The 23519-nt window shown below is 57.5% G+C and carries 20 protein-coding genes and 1 riboswitch; of the genes, 7 read left to right on the top strand and 13 right to left on the bottom strand.

The window, feature by feature from the left end; genetic code table 11:
- Window positions 1-23 precede the first annotated feature (23 nt).
- The 7 genes from EE896_RS01255 to EE896_RS01225 form a co-directional block, all read right to left on the bottom strand.
- Entirely contained in the window at window positions 24-521 is a 498-nt protein-coding gene (locus tag EE896_RS01255; RefSeq protein ID WP_003852093.1) for a TIGR00645 family protein, read from the bottom strand.
- A gap of 54 nt (window positions 522-575) precedes the next feature.
- Window positions 576-3251 carry a two-component system sensor histidine kinase KdpD gene (kdpD, locus tag EE896_RS01250; RefSeq protein ID WP_140916340.1) on the bottom strand — a complete coding sequence of 892 codons (2676 nt, stop codon included), beginning with the start codon at window positions 3249-3251 and terminating at the stop codon, window positions 576-578.
- A 16-nt stretch (window positions 3252-3267) separates the two neighbouring features.
- Window positions 3268-3834: a potassium-transporting ATPase subunit KdpC gene (gene kdpC / locus EE896_RS01245; RefSeq protein ID WP_140916338.1), complete on the bottom strand. Its 567-nt coding sequence runs from the start codon at window positions 3832-3834 to the stop codon at window positions 3268-3270.
- A gap of 10 nt (window positions 3835-3844) precedes the next feature.
- Window positions 3845-5893: a potassium-transporting ATPase subunit KdpB gene (gene kdpB, locus EE896_RS01240; protein ID WP_140916336.1), complete on the bottom strand. Its 2049-nt coding sequence runs from the start codon at window positions 5891-5893 to the stop codon at window positions 3845-3847.
- Window positions 5890-7578 (bottom strand): potassium-transporting ATPase subunit KdpA, encoded by a 1689-nt coding sequence (gene kdpA / locus EE896_RS01235; RefSeq protein ID WP_140916335.1) that lies wholly within the window; start codon window positions 7576-7578, stop codon window positions 5890-5892. The genes kdpB and kdpA overlap by 4 nt, the downstream gene beginning before the upstream one ends.
- A complete protein-coding gene (kdpF, locus tag EE896_RS01230; protein WP_010253443.1) occupies window positions 7578-7667 on the bottom strand; it encodes a K(+)-transporting ATPase subunit F in 90 nt (29 codons plus the stop codon). The genes kdpA and kdpF overlap by 1 nt, the downstream gene beginning before the upstream one ends.
- A 108-nt stretch (window positions 7668-7775) precedes the next feature.
- Window positions 7776-8942 (bottom strand): HD-GYP domain-containing protein, encoded by a 1167-nt coding sequence (locus EE896_RS01225; RefSeq protein ID WP_008926329.1) that lies wholly within the window; start codon window positions 8940-8942, stop codon window positions 7776-7778.
- A 471-nt stretch (window positions 8943-9413) separates the two neighbouring features.
- On the opposite strand from EE896_RS01225, the gene EE896_RS01220 reads away from it, so the two are divergent.
- Window positions 9414-10391 carry a hypothetical protein gene (locus EE896_RS01220; RefSeq protein ID WP_140916333.1) on the top strand — a complete coding sequence of 326 codons (978 nt, stop codon included), beginning with the start codon at window positions 9414-9416 and terminating at the stop codon, window positions 10389-10391.
- Window positions 10392-10891: 500 nt separating this feature from the next.
- Here the strand turns inward: EE896_RS01220 and EE896_RS01215 are convergent, their stop codons facing one another.
- On the bottom strand, window positions 10892-12283 hold the full coding sequence (locus tag EE896_RS01215; RefSeq protein ID WP_003852073.1) for an MFS transporter: 1392 nt from the start codon (window positions 12281-12283) through the stop codon (window positions 10892-10894).
- Between the two features lie 424 nt (window positions 12284-12707).
- Here EE896_RS01215 and EE896_RS01210 point away from each other — a divergent pair, with 424 nt between their 5' ends.
- Window positions 12708-13625, top strand: a complete 918-nt coding sequence (locus EE896_RS01210) for a sugar ABC transporter substrate-binding protein (protein WP_140916329.1) — start codon at window positions 12708-12710, stop codon at window positions 13623-13625.
- A gap of 35 nt (window positions 13626-13660) precedes the next feature.
- Here EE896_RS01210 and EE896_RS01205 read toward each other — a convergent pair whose 3' ends face one another.
- On the bottom strand, window positions 13661-14161 hold the full coding sequence (locus EE896_RS01205; protein WP_078805101.1) for a GNAT family N-acetyltransferase: 501 nt from the start codon (window positions 14159-14161) through the stop codon (window positions 13661-13663).
- Between the two features lie 72 nt (window positions 14162-14233).
- Here EE896_RS01205 and EE896_RS01200 point away from each other — a divergent pair, with 72 nt between their 5' ends.
- Window positions 14234-16066 (top strand): ABC transporter ATP-binding protein, encoded by a 1833-nt coding sequence (locus tag EE896_RS01200; RefSeq protein ID WP_008926335.1) that lies wholly within the window; start codon window positions 14234-14236, stop codon window positions 16064-16066.
- Here EE896_RS01200 and EE896_RS01195 read toward each other — a convergent pair.
- Window positions 16063-17187 carry a GNAT family N-acetyltransferase gene (locus EE896_RS01195; RefSeq protein ID WP_078805100.1) on the bottom strand — a complete coding sequence of 375 codons (1125 nt, stop codon included), beginning with the start codon at window positions 17185-17187 and terminating at the stop codon, window positions 16063-16065. The two genes, EE896_RS01200 and EE896_RS01195, sit on opposite strands and share 4 nt — an antisense overlap.
- 141 nt (window positions 17188-17328) lie before the next feature.
- On the opposite strand from EE896_RS01195, the gene EE896_RS01190 reads away from it, so the two are divergent.
- The 3 genes from EE896_RS01190 to EE896_RS01180 all read left to right on the top strand — a co-directional run bounded on the left by EE896_RS01190 (window position 17329) and on the right by EE896_RS01180 (window position 19903).
- Window positions 17329-18234, top strand: a complete 906-nt coding sequence (locus EE896_RS01190) for a LysR family transcriptional regulator (protein WP_140916327.1) — start codon at window positions 17329-17331, stop codon at window positions 18232-18234.
- Between the two features lie 98 nt (window positions 18235-18332).
- On the top strand, window positions 18333-19274 hold the full coding sequence (locus EE896_RS01185) for a glutathione S-transferase family protein (RefSeq protein WP_140916325.1): 942 nt from the start codon (window positions 18333-18335) through the stop codon (window positions 19272-19274).
- Between the two features lie 23 nt (window positions 19275-19297).
- On the top strand, window positions 19298-19903 hold the full coding sequence (locus EE896_RS01180) for an alpha/beta hydrolase (protein ID WP_078805098.1): 606 nt from the start codon (window positions 19298-19300) through the stop codon (window positions 19901-19903).
- Here the strand turns inward: EE896_RS01180 and EE896_RS01175 are convergent.
- Both EE896_RS01175 and crcB read right to left on the bottom strand, forming a co-directional pair.
- Window positions 19900-20715 carry a sugar phosphate isomerase/epimerase family protein gene (locus tag EE896_RS01175; protein ID WP_039661130.1) on the bottom strand — a complete coding sequence of 272 codons (816 nt, stop codon included), beginning with the start codon at window positions 20713-20715 and terminating at the stop codon, window positions 19900-19902. The two genes, EE896_RS01180 and EE896_RS01175, sit on opposite strands and share 4 nt — an antisense overlap.
- 127 nt (window positions 20716-20842) lie before the next feature.
- Window positions 20843-21220 (bottom strand): fluoride efflux transporter CrcB, encoded by a 378-nt coding sequence (gene crcB / locus EE896_RS01170; protein WP_003852055.1) that lies wholly within the window; start codon window positions 21218-21220, stop codon window positions 20843-20845.
- Between the two features lie 89 nt (window positions 21221-21309).
- A riboswitch (Fluoride riboswitch) is annotated at window positions 21310-21385 on the bottom strand.
- 117 nt (window positions 21386-21502) lie between these two features.
- Between crcB and EE896_RS01165 the strand changes: the two genes are divergently transcribed.
- Window positions 21503-22423: a nucleoside hydrolase gene (locus EE896_RS01165; RefSeq protein WP_140916324.1), complete on the top strand. Its 921-nt coding sequence runs from the start codon at window positions 21503-21505 to the stop codon at window positions 22421-22423.
- A gap of 9 nt (window positions 22424-22432) precedes the next feature.
- Here the strand turns inward: EE896_RS01165 and EE896_RS01160 are convergent, their stop codons facing one another.
- Entirely contained in the window at window positions 22433-23461 is a 1029-nt protein-coding gene (locus EE896_RS01160) for a zinc-binding alcohol dehydrogenase family protein (RefSeq protein WP_110410928.1), read from the bottom strand.
- Window positions 23462-23519 lie beyond the last annotated feature (58 nt).

Genomic DNA, 23519 nt, shown 5'->3' with positions numbered 1-23519 from the left:
CAGCGGGCCACCAGGGGGATATTTTACTTTTTATCGTAGCGCGACATTTTGTCCAGCCAGCCCATCACAAAGGCAGAGAGCACAAAGGTCAGGTGGATAATCACGTACCACATGAGTTTGTCGTTTTCGACATTACGCGCTTCCATGAACACCCGCAGCAGGTGAATCGACGAGATGGCAACGATGGAGGCAGCGACTTTGTTTTTCAGCGAGCCGGAGTCCATCTTGCCCAGCCAGCTCAGCTTCTCTTTGTCTTCGTCGATGTCGAGTTTAGAGATGAAGTTCTCATAACCCGACAGCATTACCATCACCAGCAGGCCGCCAACCAGCGTCATATCCACCAGTGAGAGCAGCAGAAGAATCAGATCGTTTTCCGCAATGCTGAAAATGTTGGGCAGCAGGTGGAAAATTTCCTGGAAAAATTTAATGGTCAGCGCCAGTAATCCCAGCGAAAGTCCAATGTAAACCGGAGCCAGCAACCAGCGCGATGCATACATCAGGTTTTCGGTAAAACGTTCCATACAATCCCACGAATAATCAAACAGGACCGGCAGTATAACTGATCCACTGTGAAGTTATTTCAGCCCTTCGTCAGAAATTTCAGGGGCGGGCGGCAGCGGCAGCGAGAGACGAAATGCCGCGCCACCTTCGGGCCGGTTTTCGGCCCAGATCTGGCCGCCATGGCTTTCGATAATGGTTTTACAGATCGCCAGACCCAGCCCGACGCCCGGCACCGCCGACTCTTTATTGCCGCGCCAGAACTTATCGAATATCCGGGTTAAATCCTCTTCGGCAATGCCGGGTCCGCCATCCCAGACCGCAATTTCCAGTCGTGATGCTGCACGCCAGGCGCGGATGCCGCGTGGCGCGCTATTACCGGCATACTTCAGGCTGTTCTCTATCAGGTTAGTGAAAACCCGCTCCAGCAGCGTGCTGTCCCCTTTGATCAGCACGATGTCATCCGGCAGGTCGAGCTGGACCTCATGCCCCTTGAGCGAGGGTGCCATGCTGCTCAATGCCCCACCAATCACCTCTTCCAGCGCCAGCCACTCTTCCCGCAGATTGAGGCCGCCCGACTGAATGCGCGCCATATCCAGCATGTTGCTCACCAGCCGGATGGTGCTGAGCGTCTGCTCGCGAATCTGGCTGGCCTGCGGCACATATTTTGAGTTGTCACTGGCCAGGTCAAGCATCAGCATTTCTGCCTGACCAAACAGTACGGTCAGCGGGGTGCGCAGGTCGTGTGACAGCGCCGACAGCAACGCATTGCGCAGCTGTTCACGCTCCGCTGAGAGACGGGACGCTGCCTCGCTGTGAGACAGCGCCATCCGCTCCAGGGCATTGGCGATCAGCACCGTAAAGGTTTCCACCAGCCGCTGCTGCTCAGGAATCATCAGCTGACGCAGGTTCTGCGGCTCCACCACCAGTAATCCCCGGCACTGCGCGCCGCTTTTCAGCGGCAGGATCTGATAAGGCACTGCCGGTAAGGTATCGGTGCCCGCGCCTGCAGGCTGGCCTTTGCTGTAACTCCATTTAGCAATCGCGCGATCCGGCTCGCTGGCCGGTAACGCATCGCCCACCGCTTTCAGCTCGCCCTGCTCATCGGGCAGCAGCAGCAGGCAGCGCGCCTGTAGCGTGGCGTCGAGCACACGCTGGCTGGTGGCGGCGATATCCTGCGGTGTCAACGCACTGCCCAGCGATTTCGCCATCTCATAGAGCTGACGCGCCCGCTGCTCGCGGTAGCGCGCCACCCGCGCCTGATAGCGCACGCCTGCCGTAAGATTCCCGACAATCACGCCGACCGCCAGCATCACGCCAAAGGTCACCAGGTATTGCAGGTCGGAGACCGCCACCGTGCCGGTGGGGGCCACAAAGAAGAGGTCGAAGGCGAAGATATTTATCACCGTGGCGATCACCGACGGCCAGCGGCCATAGCGTAGTGCCACGATCACCACCGCCAGCAGGTAGATCATCACGCAGTTGGCGGGATCGAAATTGATCAGCACCGATTGCCCGGCTGCGGTCACCAGGATGCAGAGCACCAGCGCCATCATCACGCCGCGCAGCTGAATGCGCCATTTTTCGCTGTTAACACGACCATCCGGCAGCGGATGCGGCGCATCTTTCAGTGGCTCATCCAGCGCCACGACCAGCAAATCGAGATCCGGGCCAAGCTGGCCCAGTCGTTCAGCAAAACTGTCACGCCGCCAGCGCCGGAGTGGGCGACGGCCCGTGACGATTTTGCCCAGATTGTGTTCGCGGGCATAACCCAGCACCGCTTCCGCTTCATCCGGTTCAGAAAGGGTGGCGGTTTCCGCGCCCAGCTCCTGTGCCAGCTGTAATGTGCGCAGGATGGCCCGTCGCCGTGCTTCCGGCAGCCGGTTGAGCCGGGGCGTTTCAACATAGACCGCGTGCCATTCGCTGCCCAGTCGCGCCGCCAGGCGGGCTGCGGTGCGCACCAGCTTTTCACTGCCGCTGTCGTCGCCAATACAGAGCAGAATAGCGTCGCGGGTGTGCCAGACGCGCTCCCGTCCCTGCTGATCGCGCCAGGCGCGCATCTGATCGTCTACCCGATCGGCGGTGCGGCGCAGCGCCAGCTCACGCAGGGCGAAGAGATTACCTTTACGGAAAAAGTTTTCGATGGCGCGCTCAGCACGATCGCCAATATAAACTTTGCCCTCTTTCAATCGCTGGCGCAGATCGTCAGGCGGCAGATCGACCAGCACCACTTCGTCGGCACTGTCAAAAAAGGGATCGGGCACGGTTTCGCGCACCTGAATGCCGGTGACGCCGCCGACCACATCGTTGAGGCTCTCAAGATGCTGCACGTTGACGGTGGTCAGGACGTCGATGCCCGCTTCCAGCAGCTCCTCAATATCCTGCCAGCGCTTGGGATGGCGCGAGCCCTTAACGTTGGTGTGCGCCAGCTCATCCATCAGGATGACGGCAGGATGGCGGGCCAGCGCGGCATCGAGATCAAACTCTGCATGACGCGAACGGCCGGTGGCGCGACGCGGCAGCAGGGTTAATCCTGTCAGCAGCTGTGCGGTTTCCGGCCGTTCGTGGGTCTCTACCACGCCGATCAGCACATCCAGACCCTGCGCACGCAGCCGCTGTGCCTCCTGCAGCATGGCGTAGGTTTTGCCCACGCCAGCACAGGCACCAAAGTAAATTTTCAGCTGTCCGCGATGCGTTTCGCGATTAGCCTGCAGCAGCGCGTCGGGATCGGGACGCTGGGGTTCGTGGTTCATCGCTTCCTTAACACCATTACAGTTCGTTGAGCGCCATATTCAGCTGCAACACGTTGATCGTCGGTGTGCCGAGGAATGGCATCAGTTGACGATGCGTCATCTTTTCAATCAGCGCCTCGACCTGCGCCACCGGCACTTTGCGGCTGGCGGCGACACGCGGCGCCTGCCAGCGCGCGGCCTCCGGCGAAATATCCGGGTCCAGCCCGCTGGCTGAGGCAGTGACCAGCTCGACCGGCACGGCAGCCGGTGCCTGCGGGTTCGCGGCCCGCAGCGCAGCGACGCGATCGGCTACCGCTTTATCCAGCGCCGGATTGCTGGCGGCCAGGTTGCTGCCGCCTGAGGAGAGCGGGTTATAGGGTTTATCGCCTGTGGCTGAAGGGCGGCCCCAGAAATAGTTGGGCTGGGTAAAATTCTGGCCAATCAGTGCTGACCCGCGCGCCACGCCATCTTCCTCCAGTAGCGAGCCGCTGGACTGGGACGGAAACAGCCATTGCGCCAGACCAGTAGTAAGCAAAGGATAAACCACGCCGGTGACAAGCGTAAGCAGCAACAACAGTAAAATTGCCGGACGTAACTGACTCATTTTTCTCTCCTCAGGCCATGCCTGAAAACACTAACAGCAGATCGATCGCTTTGATGCCGACAAACGGCACCAGCAGGCCACCCAGACCATAAATCAGCAGGTTGCGGCGCAGCAGCGCAGCGGCGCTCAGTGGGCGGTAGCTGACGCCTTTCAGGGCCAGCGGGATCAGGAAGACAATCACCAGGGCGTTAAAGATCACCGCCGACAGGATTGCGCTGGCGGGCGAGTGCAGCTGCATCACGTTAAGCATGTTGAGCTGCGGATAGGTCGCCGCAAACGCCGCCGGGATAATGGCGAAATATTTCGCCACGTCGTTGGCAATACTGAAGGTGGTCAGCGAACCGCGCGTCATCAGCATCTGTTTACCGATGTGCACCACTTCCAGCAGCTTGGTCGGGTTAGAGTCGAGGTCGACCATGTTGCCCGCCTCTTTCGCCGCCTGGGTCCCGGAGTTCATCGCCACCGCCACATCCGCCTGCGCCAGTGCTGGTGCATCGTTGGTGCCGTCGCCGGTCATCGCCACTAAACGGCCTTCGGCCTGATACTGGCGGATCAGCGCCAGTTTGGCTTCTGGTGTGGCCTCTGACAGGAAGTCATCCACGCCCGCTTCTGCGGCAATCGCTGCGGCGGTCAGCGGGTTATCACCGGTGATCATCACCGTTTTGATACCCATTTTGCGCAGCTCGGCAAAACGCTCTTTGATGCCGCCTTTCACGATATCTTTCAGCGCCACCACGCCCAGCACGTTCGCGCCCTCTGACACCACCAGCGGCGTACCGCCACTGCGTGCTACCTCTTCCACCTGCGCATTCACTTCCGCAGGGAAACGGCCATGGTTCGCTTCGATATGGCGACGTACCGCATCGACCGCACCTTTGCGGATCAGCCGGTCCTGCACATTCACGCCACTCATGCGGGTCTGGGCTGAGAACGGAATAAAGCTGGCGTCCATGCTGCTGAGATCGCGTTCACGCAGGTTAAATCGCTGTTTCGCCAGTACCACGATGCTGCGGCCTTCCGGCGTCTCATCGGCCAGCGAGGCGAGCTGCGCGGCGTCCGCCAGCTGCTCTTCGCTGACGCCTGGCGCGGGCAGGAACTGGGTCGCCTGACGGTTACCCAGCGTGATGGTGCCGGTTTTGTCCAGCATCAGCACATCCACATCCCCTGCGGCTTCCACCGCACGACCGCTGGTCGCGATGACGTTTGCACCCAGCATCCGGCTCATCCCCGCCACGCCAATCGCCGACAGCAGGCCGCCGATAGTGGTCGGGATCAGACAGACCAGCAGTGCCACCAGTACCGTGACGCTGACCGGTGTGCCGCCCCATGCCGAGAACGGCCAGAGCGTCACGGTCGCCAGCAGGAACACGATGGTCAGTGATACCAGCAGGATGGTCAGGGCGATCTCATTTGGCGTTTTGCGGCGTTTTGCGCCTTCCACCATGGCGATCATCCGGTCAAGGAAGGTTTCGCCCGGGTTGGCGCTACAGGTGATCACCAGCCAGTCAGAGAGAATACGCGTACCGCCCGTCACGGAAGCAAAGTCACCCCCTGACTCACGAATAACCGGTGCAGATTCACCGGTAATGGCGCTCTCATCCACTGAGGCACCGCCCTCCATCACTTCACCGTCACAGGGAATGATATCGCCCGCTTCTACCAGCACCGCATCGCCTTTGCGCAGCGCATCGGCACTGACCTGCTGCCACTCGGCACCATAGCGCGCCGCTGAGAGTTTTTTGGCAAAGCTGGTCTTTTTGACGCCTTTCAGGCTGCTTGCCTGGGCCTTACTGCGCCCTTCTGCCAGTGCCTCCGCCAGGTTGGCGAACAGCACGGTGAACCAGAGCCAGACCGCAATCGATCCGGTAAAGCTGGCGCTGCCGCTGATGCGTCCGGTCAGCATGGCCAGCGCCAGCAGCGTGGTCAGGATGCTGCCGAGGTAGACCACAAACATCACCGGGTTACGGAACTGCACCCGGGGATCGAGCTTTTTTACCGCATCCCAGGCCGAGGTACGCAGCAGGGCTGCGTCAAATAACGCCTGTTGTTGACGACTCATGAGGATTGTCCCTGAACAAGTTGCAGATGCTCAGCCACCGGGCCCAGCGCCAGAGCAGGAATAAAGGTCAGTGCACCCACCAGCAGCACCGTGCCGATCAGCAGTGCAATAAACAGCGGACCGTGGGTTGGCAGCGTGCCGTTACCCACCGGCTGCACTTTTTTCACCGCCATCGCACCGGCGATTGCCATCACCGGAATGATGATGCCGAAGCGACCCAGCAGCATGCAGACAGCCAGTAACAGGTTCCAGAACGGCGTGTTGGCACTCAGTCCGGCAAAGGCACTGCCGTTGTTATTGGAAGCCGAAGAGACCGCATAGAGCACTTCACTGAAGCCGTGGATGCCCGGGTTTGCCATCGCGCTGCGCCCGGCGTCGGTCATCATCGCCAGTGCAGTGCCAATCAGCACCAGCGCCGGGGTAACCAGAATCGCCAGTGCGGTCATTTTCATTTCCCACACATCGACTTTTTTACCCAGGAACTCCGGGGTACGGCCAATCATCAGTCCGGCAATAAAGACCGCCAGCAGTACAAACAGCAGCATGCCGTAGAGGCCGGCACCAACACCGCCAAATACCACCTCGCCCAGCTGCATCAGCCACATCGGCACCATGCCGCCCAGCGCGGTAAAGGAGTCATGCATGGCATTCACCGCACCGCAGGAGGCAGAAGTGGTAATGACCGCGAACAGGCTGCTGTTAAGGATGCCAAAGCGTGTCTCTTTACCTTCCATGTTGATGGCGCTGTCGGCACCCAGCTGGAGGAAGTGCGGGTTGCCCTGCAGCTCGGCCCACATCACGACCGATACCGCCGCCACAAACATCAGCGTCATCGCCCACAGCAGCATGTGGCCCTGACGACGGTCACGCACGCTTTCGCCAAATGCGAAGCAGAGCGCTGCCGGGATCAGGAAGATGCTCAGCATCTGCACCAGATTCGTCAGCACCGTCGGGTTCTCAAACGGATGGGAGGAGTTGGCGTTAAAGAAGCCACCGCCGTTGGTGCCCAGCATTTTGATCGCTTCCTGCGACGCCACCGGTCCCATCGACAGCGTCTGCTGCACGCCTTCCAGCGTGGAGAAGCTGTGATAAGGCGAGAAGTTCTGGATGCTGCCCTGACTGACAAAAAACAGCGCCATCAGCAGGCTGATCGGCAGTAAGACGTAGAGCGTGATGCGGGTCAGATCGCGCCAGGCGTTACCCAGGGTCGCAGAGCTGCGATTGGCGAAGCCACGGATCAGCGCAAAGGCCACGGCGATACCGGTCGCGGCAGAGAGGAAGTTCTGCACCGTCAGGCCCACCATCTGACTGAAATAGCTCAGGGTGCTTTCGCCACTGTAAGCCTGCCAGTTGGTGTTGGTCACGAAGCTCACGGCAGTGTTCAGCGCCAGATGCCAGCTCAGGCCAGGCAGCTGCTGAGGATTCAGCGGCAGCGAGCCCTGCAGCAGCAGCATAGCCAGCAGCACCACGAAACCCAGCGCGTTGAACAGCAGAATCGCCAGCAGGTAGTGCGGCCAGCGCATGTCCGACGCCTGCGCGCCCAGCAGTCGCCACAGTGGCGTTTCCAGGCGGGTAAACACCGGCTTGTCCGCCACTAACGAGGCCAGACCCCGTCCGAGCGGCTGCGCCAGTACCATCAGCAGCACCAGATAAAATGCGATGAGTAAAAAAGCATTGGCCGCCATCAGAAGGCCTCCGCATTTAACAGGGCATAGATCAGATAGCCCAGTAACAACACCACCAGCACAATGCCGGTTATTACGCCCACGCTCACAGGAACCTCCAGAGGATTGGATTTATGGCTTAGCTTGCGCGGAGGCGTATAAAGACGGGGTTAAAATGCAGCGGGCGGGCGTAAAAATAGTGTAAAAATGGCGAAAAATCAGGCGACTTCCAGCGCCCAGATACGATTAAGATCGACGTTACCCCACAGCTTGCTGTCTTCTGCACCGACAATGCTGTCGGTGCAGAAGCTGTCGCCGAGGTCGAGCTCTTCCGGTTTCACTTCACGCTGAGCGTGCAGCGACCAGAAAACGTGCACACAGGGACGCATCAGCGATTTCTCACCCGCTTTCACCACTAACGCCACCCGGCCAGAGGCCAGACGCACCAGCGATCCCACCGGATAGATACCAATGGTTCTGACGAAGGTGTGCAGTAGTGCAGGGTCGAAATGCCCGCGCCAGCTCAGCATCTGATGCATCGCCTCTGCTGGCGTCCAGCCGTTGCGATAGGAGCGGGTCGAGGTGACGGCATCATAGACATCACACACCGCCGCCATTCGGGCGTAGAACGAAATCGCCTCGCCTTTCAGGCGGTGCGGATAGCCGCTGCCATCATATTTTTCATGATGATGAAGAGCGATATCGAGCAGATCGTCGTCAGCGTTGGCCTCTATCAGCATCTGCGTGCCGACCACCGGATGCTCACGCATCACCCTGAACTCCTCTTCAGTCAGCTTGCCCGCTTTGTTCAGGATCGCCAGTGGCACAGCCGCTTTGCCGACATCATGCAGTAAACCGCCCATGCCCACCCGGCGCAGCTGCTGCTCATCCAGCCCGAGTTTTTTACCCAGCGCAATCATCAGCCCGCAGACCGCCATAGAGTGCAGATAGGTGTAGTCATCATGATTTTTCAGCCGCGCCACGCTCAGCATGGCGGAGGGTTCACGCGTGATCGATCCGGCGATTTCATCCACCAGGTCCATCATATAATCGAGCTTCAGGCCGTTACCCAGCCGCGCTTCGTTGAACATCGCCCGCACTTTCGGTTTGCCCTGCTGAAAGATCTGCTGCGCCTGATCCATTTCCTGAAAAAACGGAGTGCGGCCAATGGTTCTTTTTGCGACCGTGGTGGCGATCGGCGTCTGAACCGATCGATCGAGGTCGATCCAGAGCTGGCGGATCCCTTCGCTGCGTAGCGTGGCAATTTGTCGTGGATCGGTGATCAGCATCTGATTATGAATGCGCTGCTCTTTTATCCACCAGACTTCCAGCTTGTGGATAAACATCCCCGGGCGCAACTCATCAATGGTAATCAGCTTAATCACGCTATCACTCCTTAACATTAACGGTTGGGATAAGGTGATATCGGCAGCCGGGCTGATTTTCTTCAGGCTGTTTTGTGCGAAGTCTGGGGTCGGGAGAGCGGTCAGAGGAGAGGCGAACTCTTCAGACAGAACGATAAATCGTTGTTCAGGTCCAGACTGAGCGGGACAACAAATCCATAATCATCCATGGAAGATTATGGATTTTCCCTTAACAGCCAGATCGTTAAACGGATTATTTATGACTTGATGGATCGTCTTGAGTGCAAGAGTAAAGATTCGAACACTCTCAGTCAGTGTAACGAAACCACTCGTAACCCTAAACAATAGTTTTTGCGTAACTCAATAGAATTATTTATATTTATGACGCATATTTTTTACTTACCAATGGTACTAATAATAGGATCATAACCCTGTTTTAAATGACGGAGAATGGATGCATGGCGAAGAACTTAGCCCCCCGGATATTGTGTAGTGGAATGTCCCGGAACACTTGAATATCAGGCGCGGGAACTGTTCAGAGATACACGTTCACCCGCTACCAGCCTGTTTATGAAACTTAATGCAGATACGCCGTATCTTAAGCCAGGGCAAATCCTGATTGTGGCTGACTCCGATACATCCCCTCAGCTTACAATGCAGTTGCTAACAACGCTCCGTCAGGCTAAGAATAAAACTAATGCGGCATTGATTGGTGTGAACGACGATGACGCCAGTTTTATGCAAAAACATTATGGAACGATTGCCGCACTGACAGGTGCTGGAGACAAGATTTTTAGCACTCCAGGAGATGCGGGTGAAAAATATTTTAATGCTATTGAACAAACTCTGAAAAAAATCGAAGTCAGCTTCCAGAATCAGTTCCGCACGCAGGGTTCTCTGATAGGCCAGCAGTTCTTTGTTGAACGCAATCAGCTATTACAGCAGCTTAAAGAGCTGGTCAATAAGCCGCTGTTAAAATCCCTTGCACGGTATACTGTAAAATTCCAGCAGTATGACAATATGAAGCGCGCATTAAATCTCTCCAGCCGCTCGATAGTGCATGAATGGTCTACTGTTGGAATAGGTGGCATTCCAGGGTATTCATACTATGTCGGTAATGCAGCCAGAGCTGCGCGTTATTTAAAGACTGGCGGACTCATCGGGATTGGATTCGCTTTTGCAGGCACGACTAATGATGTGGTTGATGCATGCAGCAAAGGGCGCGAGGATGAATGTGGGAAGATTGCCGTTAAAGACTACTCAAAGTTTGCTCTCACTACAGGTGGAGGGATGTTGGGTGGTGTTTGGGGCAGCTCTGCCGCGTTAGCTGGCTGTGCGGCTATTGGAATAGCAACAGCGGGCGCTGGTGGTGTTGCATGTGCAGTTGTAGGGTCGGTCGCCGGTGGTATTGCAGGTAGTTCAGGCGTCGAAACTATAATTAATAAAGTTGCAGAATATTATGATAACTAATAAATTGCTGGCTGGTACTTCATTATTTTTTGGTGGGCTGGGATGCGGCCTTCTGATTCTGTCGCTTATAATATATTTAATCAAACGACAGGATTATTATAACCTGGTCTCTTCTTACAGAGAGAAATATAATTTCCCCGGCCCCTGCTCCTTTTATTATACGACTGGCTTCTTCGGAGTTTTTCCGGTTTTACGGTTTTTCATAAAATTAAGTCGCAGACAGAAAATAAGCTACCTTGCCATCAATGATTCTGGCTATGATTTCTTTGAAAATAATAAACAGAAGATATCTCCCTGGATGAAGATTTATTCTTTTTTTTGGTTTGCCGCTACCTCATGCTATATCTTATTTGCTATCTTTGGACTGCTTTTACCTTAACAGTTAATGGCCCAACTAAGGGCCTTTCTTTAGATCCCGCCAGCCCAACCGAAACACAGTAAACGTTTTTTCGATATTCTCAATCAGCTGCGGTGGCAGAAATTTCCCTTTGTTCAGCACTTTACATTGCTTTAATGCCATCTTCTTTCTCCTGATTGTTAAATGATGCCGGGCGTCCGGTCTCTTCGCCGACGCGTTCAATCGGCCCCATCACCAGCAGGAACAGCAGCGCCGCGACCACGCAGTGTGCCGCCACAAACGCCAGTCCAATGCTGTAGCTACCGGTCAGCCCAACGATGATGCCGAACAGCAGCGGCGTGGTGAAACCGGCAATATTGCCGATGCCGTTAAAAATGGACCCCGCCAGACCCACCGCCTCTTTGGGTGCGGTATCACTGATCACCGTCCAGGTGCCTGCGCCAGCCGCGATGCCTTTGCCAAAAAAGGCGAAGGACATAATGGCGATGATGCCGCCGTTACCAGGAATGATCGCTGCCAGCACCAGGCTGGACGCCATCAGCATGCCGACGATATAGGGCGTTTTACGCGCCCAGGAGACGCTCCAGCCTCGGGCGATTAACTTGTCTGACAGGTAACCGCCACTGATGCCGCCCAGAAAACCGAACAGCGCTGGCGCAATAGTGGCGAATCCCGCTTCCATGATGTTCATGCCGCGCGCCTGCACCAGATAGATTGGAAACCAGGTAATAAAGAAGTAGCTGAGCGCAATGATGCAGTACTGACCGAGATAGGCGCACCAGAGCATGCGATTGGTGAGCAGCTTTCTGAACATCGCTTTGCTGACCGGTGGTCGTGCTTTCAGCGTCTGCGCCGCATCGATATCCACCAGCGCGCCACCGTCGACAATGTGGCGCAATTCACTTTCCGATACGCCGGGGTGGTTACGTGGCTCGCGCATCCAGGCCGCCCAGACCAGGACCGCCACCAGACCGATGCCGCCCAGCACAAAGAATGGCCATTCCCAGCCAAAGCGCGAGACCAGCCAGCCTGAAAGCGGCGAGAAGATAGCGACAGCAAAATATTGCGCCGAGCTGAACAGCGATGATGCCCGTCCCCGTTCTGCGCCCGGAAACCACATAATGACCACGCGCGCATTAGCGGGAAAGCTGGGTGCCTCTATGAGTCCCAGCATAAAGCGCAGTCCAAACATCAGCATCAGCGCGCCGGTCATGCCGCTGGAGAACTCGCCCACAAATCCCATCGCCAGCGTTGAAACTGACCAGAGCGCCAGTGTAACGCCATACACTTTTTTGGCCCCGAAGCGGTCAAGCAACAGTCCGCCAGGAATCTGACCGATGACATAGGCCCAGCTGAAAGCAGAGAGGATCAATCCCAGCTGGATCGCTGACAGACCGAACTCCTCTTTGATTGCCGACCCGGAGATCGAGAGGATCGAACGGTCGGCGTAAGCCACAACCGACAGAAACAGGATCAGGCAGAGGATCCCGATGCGGACATGGGTCGTCCGTTGAGGCGTTTGTTCTTTAGGCATGAGCTGAATTCCTTAAAAAGCGGCAGGTTGCACCACGAGGTTTTTTTCAGGAATAACGCTGAGAATTCCCGCTTCTGGAAATATAGATAGGAGGCTAACGATGGGTCACTGTGCAGATGTCAGGATCGTCTGGCCCGATTAAACGGTTTTCTGACAATCCTCACAACTGCCCGTGCGGCACTGCACAAAAGCGCGAAAAGCTGCGGCTCACTACTGCAGAGTGTGCACCAGGTCGGGGATTTCCCTCGCGCTGACCGCTATGAGGAGGCGATTTCACGACAAAATGTGGCGGCGCTAGCAAGAGTGAAAAGGACCGGTTGTCAAACCTGATAGCAGTTTCTAATCTGCAAATGATCCTGCTTTTCCATTTTTATAATAAATGAAAATTCCATTCCATCCCATCCGGTAACCTCGGGAGCCTCTAATGAAAAAACATGCATGGGCATTACTCTGTCTGCTCTCTCTTTCAACACCGGCGCTGGCTGAGAAGATAGGTGTCTCGATGGCCTATTTCGACCAGAACTTCCTGACTATCATCCGCCAGTCGATTGAGAAAGAGGCTAAAGTGCGCCAGCTGGAGGCGCAGTTCGAAGATGCACGTGGCGACGTAGGGCGTCAGACCGATCAGGTGCAGAGCTTTATCAGCGCCGGGGTGGATGCGATTATTGTCGACCCGGTGGACTCTGCCAGTACGCCAGCCCTGACAAAACTGGCGCAGCAGGCCCATATTCCACTGGTCTATGTTAACCGCTCACCGGGCGATAAAACCCTGCCGCCAGGCGTGGTGTTTGTTGGCTCTGACGAGCGCGAGTCAGGCACGTTGCAGATGGAAGCGCTGGCAAAGCAGGCCGGTTACCGTGGCAACGTCGCCATCATGATCGGCAACCTCAGCGATGCGGGCGCGCTTCAGCGCACCAAAGATGTGGAGCAGGTGGTGGCGAAGTATCCCAATATGAAAGTGGTGCTGAAGCAGACCGCTAACTATGCGCGCAATGAGGGGATGGATTTAATGCTCAACTGGCTGTCGAACGGTGAGGATATCGATATTGTCGCCGCGAACAACGACGAAATGGCAATTGGCGCCACGATGGCCATTGCTCAGGCGAAGCCGAAGAAAACCATTCTGGTGGGCGGGATTGATGCCACGCCGGATGGCCTGAAAGCGCTGGCCAGCGGTAAACTGGCCGTAACCGTGTTCCAGGATGCCGTGGGTCAGGGCAAAAAATCGGTTGAAGTGGCGCAGCAGATGATCAAAGGCCAGAAGGTAGATTCTCACCAGTGGATCCCGTTTGAGCTGGTAACGAAGCAGAATATGCAGCACTACAGCAATAAAAATCCGTAATGCAACACGGAGCGGCCGTGATGCCGCTCCGGTTATCACTTCTCGTGCAGCAGCTTCGCCATCATCACCACGTCGCGCAGCTGACCGTCGCGGAGTGCCGCCTGCCGCATCACCCCTTCACGCTCAAAGCCCAGCCGCTCATAGAGCCGCAGCGCCCGTTCGTTGTCGTGAAACACCTCCAGCTCCATACGGGTAATGCCCAGCCAGTTGCGGGAGTAGTCCATTGCGGTGCGAATCAGCCGCTCACCGACCCCGCGACCGCCGAAATCGGGATGCACGCCCAGTCCAAAACTGATGCAGTGGCGGGTGCGCGGCTTGTTATCGACAAACAGCGTCAGCTCACCCACCAGCTCACCATCAATTTCTGCCACAAAGGCGATAAACCCCTCGGCGTCCATTCGGGCAATTTTTTTCTCCCAGGTCGCAACGCTGGGAAACGGCAGTTGCAGTGTCCAGGGATAGACATCGGGATGACTGTAGAGGCGCTGATAGGCGGCGGCATCCTGCGGTTCCCGTGCCCGAATAATGATTTCCATATTTTCTCCTTTTAGCCGAACGGGGTTCATGCACTAAGCTGTAGCTCTTTACCGGACGGAAAGAGTATCGCTATGTTGTATCGTCGTTTTGAGCGTTTTATCAATATATTTCATGATGCACCCACCGATTCACCGCCCTCAACGGTCTGGTCGTTTTACCTCTACTACCTGCGCCAGGTCTGGCCCAGTTTCGCAGCACTGCTGGTGGTGGGGCTGGCGTCAGCGCTGATCGAAGTGTCGCTGTTCAGCTATCTGAGCCGGATTATCGATATGGTGAACCACTCCACACCCGCCAGCCTGTTTCAGGATAACTGGCCGATACTCCTGTGGATGGGAGCAGTGGCGCTGATTCTGCGGCCGATTTTTATCGCCCTGCACGACATGCTGGTTCACCAGAGCATCAGCCCGGGCATGACCAACCTGATCCGCTGGCAGAATCACAACTATGTGCTGCGCCAGAGCCTTAACTTCTTCCAGAACGATTTTGCAGGTCGTATCGCCCAGCGCATCATGCTGACCGGCAGTTCACTGCGTGATTCCGCGGTGCAGCTGGTGGACGCTATCTGGCACGTGCTGATCTACGCCGTGACGTCGCTGGTGTTGTTTGCGGATGCCGACTGGCGGCTGATGATCCCACTGATTATATGGATGGTCGCTTACAGCGCCTCGCTGCGTTTCTTTGTGCCCCGCGTCAAAGCCCGTTCGGTGGTCTCTTCAGAATCGCGTTCGAAGCTGATGGGCACCATTGTTGATGGCTATACCAATATTGCCACCATCAAGCTGTTCGCCCACAGCGATCTGGAGCGTAAGTATGCGCGTGAGGCGATGCAGGAGCAGACGGAAAAAACTCAGCACGCTGGTCGCATGGTCACCAGCATGGATCTGACGCTGTCAGCACTGAACGGCCTGCTGATTGTCTCTACATCCGCGCTGGCGCTGTGGTTGTGGAGCCAGTCGCTGATTAGCGTCGGCGCTATTGCGCTGTCGACCGGTCTGGTCATCCGCCTGGTCAATATGTCTGGCTGGATCATGTGGGTGGTCAACGGCATTTTCGAAAATATCGGTACGGTTCAGGATGGCCTGAAAACCATTGCGCAGCCGCTGAGCGTGCAGGATGCGCCGCAGGCTAAACAGCTTAAGGTGACGCGCGGCAACATCCGATTCGAGGATGTGCGCTTTGACTATGGCGGTGGCCGTCAGGTGATTAACGGCTTTAATCTCGACATTAAGCCGGGCGAGAAGATTGGTCTGATTGGTCCTTCGGGGGCCGGTAAATCGACGTTAGTGAACCTGCTGCTGCGTCTTTATGACCTGAACGGTGGGCGGATTGTGATCGACGATCAGGATATCGCCGCGGTGACGCAGGAGAGCCTCCGTAGCCAGATTGGCATGATTACGCAGGACACCTCGCTGCTGCACCGTTCGATTCGGGAAAACCTGCTCTATGGTCGCCCTGACGCCAGCGAGGAGGAATTACAGCTTGCGATTCACCGCGCCCGCGCCGATGAGTTTATTCCGCTACTCTCCGATTCACTGGGCCGCACCGGGCTGGATGCACACGTGGGGGAGCGTGGCGTGAAACTGTCGGGTGGTCAGCGTCAGCGTGTGGCGATTGCCCGCGTGCTACTGAAAGATGCGCCGGTGCTGATCATGGATGAGGCCACCTCGGCGCTGGACTCCGAAGTGGAAGCGGCGATTCAGGAGAGCCTGGAGTCACTGATGCAGGGCAAAACCGTTATTGCGATTGCACACCGCCTGTCGACCATCGCGAAGATGGATCGACTGGTGGTGCTGGATAAAGGCGGTATTGCTGAGATGGGCAGCCATCACGAGCTGCTGGCGCAGAACGGTCTGTATGCCCGTCTGTGGCAGCATCAGACCGGTGGCTTTGTCGGCATCGATTAATCGCCGCGTCGATAGGGTAAGGCGTCGCGTGCTTCTTCCGCCCAGCCGCGCACGCCTTCCCGCTCCTGCACCAGAAAATCGGCCACGGCATCGCGCAGGCCGGGATGCAGCAGATAGTGCCAGGAGTGGGTAATCTGCGGCTCAAAGCCGCGCACCAGCTTGTGCTCGCCCTGCGCACCCGCATCAAATCGCGTCAGCCCTTCATCCAGGGCTAAATCCATTCCCTGATAGAAACAGGTTTCGAAGTGCAGCCGGTCGAACTCCGCCAGGCAGCCCCAGTAGCGGCCATAGAGCGAGTGGCTGTCCCGCAGATAAAAAGCCATTGCCGCCGGTTGCTGCTGTAAGCGGGCGATCACCACCACAATATTCTGCGGCATTCGTTCCGCCAGCAGACTGAAGAAGTCGCGCGTCAGATAGGGCCGCTGACCGCGCACCGCATAAGTGTTAGCGTAACAGGTGTAGACAAAATCCCACTGATCTTCGCGCAGCTCATCACCGCGATAGCGGTCAAACACAAAACCGCTCTGCGCCACCTGTTCACGCTCTTTACGCAGCTGTTTGCGCTTGCGCGACATCAGCGTGTCCAGGAAATCCTGAAAATCACGGTAGCCACGGTTATGCCAGTGATACTGACAACCGAGCCGCAAGAGCCAGTCGGGCTGATCGGCCAGCAGCGCGTTAGCCTGTGCATCGGTAAAGTTGATGTGCGCGCCGCTTAGGCCCTGCTGCAACAGGCTTTCAGGCAGGGCTGAAACCAGCTGAGACGCGGCAGAGGCTTCTCCCAGCAGGCGTGCACCGGTGACCGGGCTGAAGGGTATCGCGCCCAGCCATTTCGGGTAGTAGCGGATGCCGGCGCGCTGGCTGGCATCCGCCCAGGCATGATCAAAGACATATTCGCCCTGTGAATGTCGTTTACGGTAGCCCGGCAGCGCGGCGCGGGTCACGCCCTCTTCCCGCCACAGCAGATGGTCAGGCTGCCAGCCCGCCTCAAACCGTACGCTGCCACTCTCTTCCAGCGTCAGCAGAAAGGCGTGGCGCAAAAATGGCTGGTCATCAGGCAACAGCGCATCCCACTCGGCGGCCGGAATCTCCGCCAGTGACGTCAGGTGAATCAGCGACATGAAATACTCCAGTGAACGTCGGGCAGAGAATCAGTCAAGCAGGTTTTCCGCGCCAGCGAAAGGGTTAAGGCACGCAAAGTGAAGGCTGCATCGCCTGGCCACAGCCCCTATACTGCGACTTTACCTCCTCAGGACTTCGCCATGGATCGACTCGATTGTGACCGGATGTTTGTCACGGTGCTGGAAACCGGCAGCTTTTCTGCCGCGGCGTTGCGTCTCGGCACCAGCAGCAGTCAGGCATCAAAACTGGTTTCAAAGCTGGAGCAGCAGCTCGGCGTGCAGCTGTTTAAGCGCAGCACGCGCGCGCTGTCGCCCACCGATGTCGGACGCAGCTATTATGAGCGGGTGAAGAATCTGCTCGATGCCTTTGAGGCGCTGGATGCCAGCGTGCGTGAAAGTGCGACGACGCCCACCGGCAGGCTGAAAATCAGCGCACCCGGCTCCTTTGGCACGGCGGTATTGTCTCAGGTGCTGGTGGCGTTTGCCCGCCGCTATCCGTTGATTGAGCTGGATGTCAGCTTTTCAGACCGGGCCGTGAACATCGTCGATGAAGGTTTTGATATGGCGATCCGCATCGGCACGCTCAGCGACAGCAGCCTGGTGGCGCGCAAGCTGAGCGAAGTACATGTGCGTATCGCCGCATCACCGGTCTATCTGGAGCAGTTCGGCACGCCGCAGCACTGGCGTGACATGGCACAGCATCAGTGCATTATCGACACCAATTTTCGCGATCCCTGGCACTGGCCGTTTACCAGCGGGGACGGCAGCAGTGAAATTGTGACCGTGCCGGTGCGTGGACGTTTGCGCTTCGCCAATACTGAAGCCTGTCTGCAGGCCACCATCGCCGGTCTGGGCATTGCGCGTTTGCCCGGTTTTATTGCGGCCCCGGCGTTGCAACGTGGGGAGATTGTCCGGCTGCTGGAAAACTTTGAGACGCCACCGCTAGGCTTGTTTGCGGTTTATCCGCCGGCCCGTCATCTGCCACATCGGGCACGCCTGCTCATCGACTTCCTGGTGACGCACTTCACGCACGCTCCACTGGCGTGATTTCTTCCATATTGGAAGAAATCATTGTCTTACAGACCCGATTATCAGTCGTTTAGTCATCAGTTAAGCTACTTCTCTCACCACAGAGGAGTTGCGCGATGTTAGTAGAAGGCAAATGGAGTAGTGACTGGCATCCGGTGCAGGCTACCGATAAACAGGGCGGATTTGTTCGCCAGACATCCGGTTTCCGGCACTTTATCAGTAGCGATGGCTCGACTGAATTCGCCGCCGAACCGGATCGTTACCACCTCTATGTGGCGCTGATCTGCCCGTGGGCGTCACGTGCGCTGATGGCCCGCAAACTCAAAGGGCTGGAGTCAATGATTAGTGTCACGGTGGTTGAGCCGCAGCTCGGGGCTCAGGGCTGGCGCTTCGGCACGTTTCCCGGCGCACAGCAGGACCCGCTGAATAACGCGCAATATCTGCATGAAATCTATACCCGTGTCGCGCCCGATTACACCGGCCGCGCCACCGTGCCGGTGCTGTGGGACAAGAAGACCGGCACCATCGTCAATAATGAGTCCGCTGACATTGTGCGCATGTTCAACAGCGGCTTTGGCGATCTGGCCGATAACCGCATCGATCTCTATCCCGCCGCGCTGCGCCAGGAGATTGACGCGCTGAATGAGAATCTCTATCCGCGCCTGAATAACGGTGTTTATCGTGCTGGCTTCGCCACCACCGCCCTCAGCTATCAGCAGGCATTTAATGACGTCTTTAGCCAGCTCGATGAACTGGAAGCCCTGCTCAGCGATGGTCGCACCTTCCTGCTGGGAGAACGGCTGACTGAATCCGATATTCGCCTGTTCGTGACGCTGATTCGCTTTGACGCCGCCTACCATGGCCTGTTCAAATGCAACCTGCGCCGGATACGCGACTATACGCTGCTGAATCGCTATCTTAAGAGCATGTTATCGGTCTCCGGCGTACGTGAGACGGTCAGTATCGATCACATCAAACAGGGTTATTACTCGATCAAGGCGCTGAATCCGAACGGGATTGTTCCGGCTGGCCCGGATATGAGTGAATACAATTTGTAAGGGCATAAGCTAAAGGAGCAATGATGGCAAAAGCACTGGTAATTTTTCTGCATGGCGTGGGCAGTAACGGCGACGATCTGGCACCGATTGGCCGTCACTGGGCGACGCTGTTGCCGGATGTGATTTTTGCCTCTCCCAATGCGCCTGAACGTTTTCCCGGTGGTTTTGGCTGGCAGTGGTTCAGCCTGGCGGACATCACACCTGAGAACAGGCCTGCCCGTGTTCGGGCAGCGCGGGCGGCATTTGATGCAACCCTTAGCGAGATTATCGCGCAGCACGGCTTCGCGGAACGCTGGCAGGATGTGGTGCTGGTCGGCTTCTCGCAGGGGTCGATCATGGCACTGGATGCCCTGGCGTCAGGCCGTTATCCGCTGGCTGGCGTGGTCGCCTTTTCCGGGCGTCTGGCGGTTGACGGTGAATTAACCCCGCAGGCTCATGTGCCCGCGCTGCTGATTCACGGTCAGGCCGATGAGGTGATCCCGTGGCAGGAGAGCGAATCTGCCGCAGCACGACTCCGGGCCGCACTGGTGCCGGTCGACGCGCGCTTTGAACCCGCCACCGGCCACACTATTTCCGCTCAGGGTGCTATGCACGCCGCCGGATTTATCGGCCAGTGTTTACAGGATTAACCCCAGTAGCGGTTTAACGCCTGCCAGGCATGACGTGCTGCGACGTCGGGCGGCAGGCGTTTCAGCGTATCATTAAAGACTTCGATGCCCACCGGCCCCTGATAGCCCGCACTTTTCAGCTTATCGACGAAGCGTTCAACATCAATAATGCCATCGCCGGGCAACTGACGATGGTGTTTTGCCATCGCCATCAGGCTCTGCTTATCCTGCGCGGGAACCGCGGCCATATCACACAGCTGCACTTCATAAATACGGTCGGCAGGAATGCCGTCCAGCTGCGAGGCGTCACCGCCCAGTGCGCAGATATGGAAAAGATCCACCACCAGCCCGATATTGGGCTGATCGAGCCGCTGCAATCGCTGCCACGCCAGCGGCAGCGTATTGTCCACGCTGCACCAGGCCATCGGCTCATACATAATGCGCATGTTGTAGCGTGCAGCTTCAGAGGCCATCCAGCGCAGGTCATCATCAATCTGGTCGGCGCAGCAATCTTCACGGGTGCTGGCCGGTGCCTGAATCGTGTCGCAGCCCAGCGTCCGGGCAATCTGTATAAACTGGCGCAGCTCTTCGCGCTTCTGGCACCGTAGCGCACCCGGTGCGCCGGTAAAATCGCGCAGCACCTGCAGATTAGTAAAGCCAGGTCCCTTCAGTGCGCTGATCTCAGCCAGTGCTGCCGCACCGCCCTCGTATGCGTCAACATCCTCGCGCCAGATCTCGACCTGATCAAAACCGGCGTCGCGCGCCGCCTGCAGTTTCTGGTCGGGTTCACCGTTTAACAACACCAGGTTAAGGAAGGTAGGATTGGTTCGCATGGCTCGGCTCCTTAATCGTCCGGAATAATCGGTGACGTTCAGCGTTACGCCCGCAATAGCCATGCGGGCGTAAAACCTGAAACAGTATCTACCTCTTAAGCGTTAAGACAAGCGCCGATTAGCCAGATCAGCCCAGCAGCGTGACCAGCGCAAAACCCGCAAACGCCATCAGCAGTGAGCCAATCACATGCACCAGCGCGCTGGCCATCGCCCACATATATTTTCCGGTCTGAAGCAGACCCATTAATTCCGCAGTAAACGAGGAGAATGTTGTCAGGCCGCCACAGAGTCCGGTGACGATCAGCAGTTTCCAGATCGGGTCCACGTCGGGATGGCGCACAAACCAGGCCATTGCGCCGCCGATCACCAGCCCGCCGATCAGATTCACCAGCAGCGTGCCGGGCGGCAGATTAGGAAAGAGCGCATTAAAACGCATCGAGAACAGCCAGCGCAGTACACAGCCGGCAGAGCCGCCGATCATCACAGCCAGTAACGGTTTAAACATGTGTTGCTCCTGATAACAGAGTAATGCCGGGCTGAGGGGGGAAAGGCAGAGATAAACTGCGCCTGACACCTCAGCTCCCGCGAAAGGATTGAGTGTCAGGCGTCATCAGCCGGTGTAAAGCCCACCGGCGGTTGGGAAAGGTGGCACGCCATCACCTTGAGCCGGTGATAATACGACGCCCGTTTCAGGCTGGCAAGCCTGTGCGCATGGCGGATGAATCGCTTGACGCCCTGCCCGCTGGCGGGGTAATGCTGAGAGTTAACAGCCTGTTGCGGAGAGCCTATGCGTACCCTGATTTTTGATACTGATATCGGCGTGGATGATGCCTTTGCACTGGCTTATGCGGCGCGGACGCAGCATCTGCTGGGAATTACCACGGTGTCTGGCAACGTGGCGGTGGGGCAGGCGGTGAAAAATGCCCGGCTGTTCTGCGACAAAATGGCGATTAATGCGGAGGTCTATCGCGGCTGTTCACGGCCGCTGGCGCTGGCGCCCTCTGCGCCCGCCCGGCTGCACGGTGAAGATGGACTGGGCGATGCGTTTGATAACACCTGCAGCGATGAGGCGCCAGGCGCGGTGCAGTTTATTATCGACAGCGTGCGGGCGCAGCCGCATCAGATCACCTTGGTGGCGATTGGTCCGCTGACCAACATCGCCACGGCCATTAATCAGGCGCCGGATATTATTCCGCTGGTGAAAGAGCTGGTGATCATGGGCGGCGCGTTTGGCACCGATGGCCACAGCGGCAACGTGACGCCCTTCAGCGAATTTAATATCTGGAAAGATCCGCATGCCGCCGATCAGGTGCTCGCCTCGGCACTGAACGTGGTGGTCATCCCGCTGGATGTCACGCACAAGGTGTTAATCAGCAGTGATGAGGTTCAGCGTCTGAACCAGCCGGTGCTGAGCGCTATCTGTCGTCCTTATCTGGCTTACAGCCTGGCAAAGGAGGGTTTTGCCGGTATGGCGCTGCACGATACCCTGGCAGTGGCGTGGCTGACACTGCCGCAGGCCTTTACCCTCACTGAAAGTCCGCTGCGGGTCATCACCGAGGGCATCGCCTGCGGTCAGACTGTGCGTAAGCTCGGCGCACTGGCGTCGCGCAATGATCCCTTTGCCGGTCTGCCCGCCCAGCGTATCGCGCTCGGCGTGGATGCCGACGCGGTGCGGGCGCACTTCTTTGAAACCCTCACCGCGCCCTGAAACGCCGCGTTAGCGGTCGAAGTGAATCACGCCTTTGATCAGTTCGCGATTATTGATGACTTGCGACTCAAAGGTTTCATCCAGCGTGGAGAAAGCCAGGTGATGATTCAGCATCATTTCAGCACGCAGCTGGCCGCTGGCCATCAGTGCACTTACCCGATCAAAATCTTCGCGGGTGGCATTGCGGCTGCCCATCAGCGTGGTCTCTTTTTTGTGGAATTCACTGTCAGGGATAACCAGATCGCCTTTGTGCAGGCCGACATAGACGATTGTGCCGCCGTGTCGCATCAGGTTAACCGCATTGTTCATCGCCGCCGGGCTGCCGGTGGCGTCGATCACTTTCAGCGCCAGACGACCACCAAACTGATCCCGTAGCGCGCTGTAAAACGCCTCATCCGCCGGATTCAGTGCCGCCAGACCCAGCTGATCAGCGACATGCTGGCGACGGAATTCGCTGGTGTCCGCCACCACGACCTGCGCGCCACTGGCGGCGGCAATGGCGGCGACACCCAGCCCAATCGGTCCGGCACCCACCACCAGAACCTGCTCATCCGCCACAATGCCTGCACGACGCACCGCATGGGCGCTGATGGCAAAGGGCTCAATCAGCGCGGCCGCTTCCGGGGCCACCTCATCCACCGCCAGCAACGTGCTGACCGGCACGCTTAAGTAGTCGCAGAAACCGCCATCCTGATGCACGCCTATCACCGAGATCTGTTCACAGCAGTTGGTCTTGCCACTCTGGCAGGCGTCGCAGCGCAGACAGGAGATGTAGGGCATTAACGCCACCCGCTGGCCTGCCTGAAAGCCCTCGGCGCCACTACCCAGCGCCACCACTTCCGCACAGATTTCATGGCCCAGCACCCGTGGATAGCTGAAGAACGGCTGATTGCCGGACCAGGCGTGGATATCCGTGCCGCAGATTCCGGCGGTGAGAATTTTAATCAGCGCCTCGCCAGCGGCAGGCGTGGGGGTGTCGCGGGTGGCCCAGACCATCTTACGTGGTTCAGCGATGACCAGTGCTTTCATTGTTGTCATGGTGATTCTCCGGTTGTCCTGCAGGCAGTTACGGCGAATCCTGCCTGATGCGCAGCGT

Source organism: Pantoea eucalypti (assembly GCF_009646115.1).
Classification (GTDB): Bacteria; Pseudomonadota; Gammaproteobacteria; order Enterobacterales; family Enterobacteriaceae; genus Pantoea; species Pantoea eucalypti.
The sequence above is the reverse complement of the archived record's forward strand: the minus strand, read 5'-3'. Positions and strand labels throughout refer to the sequence as shown.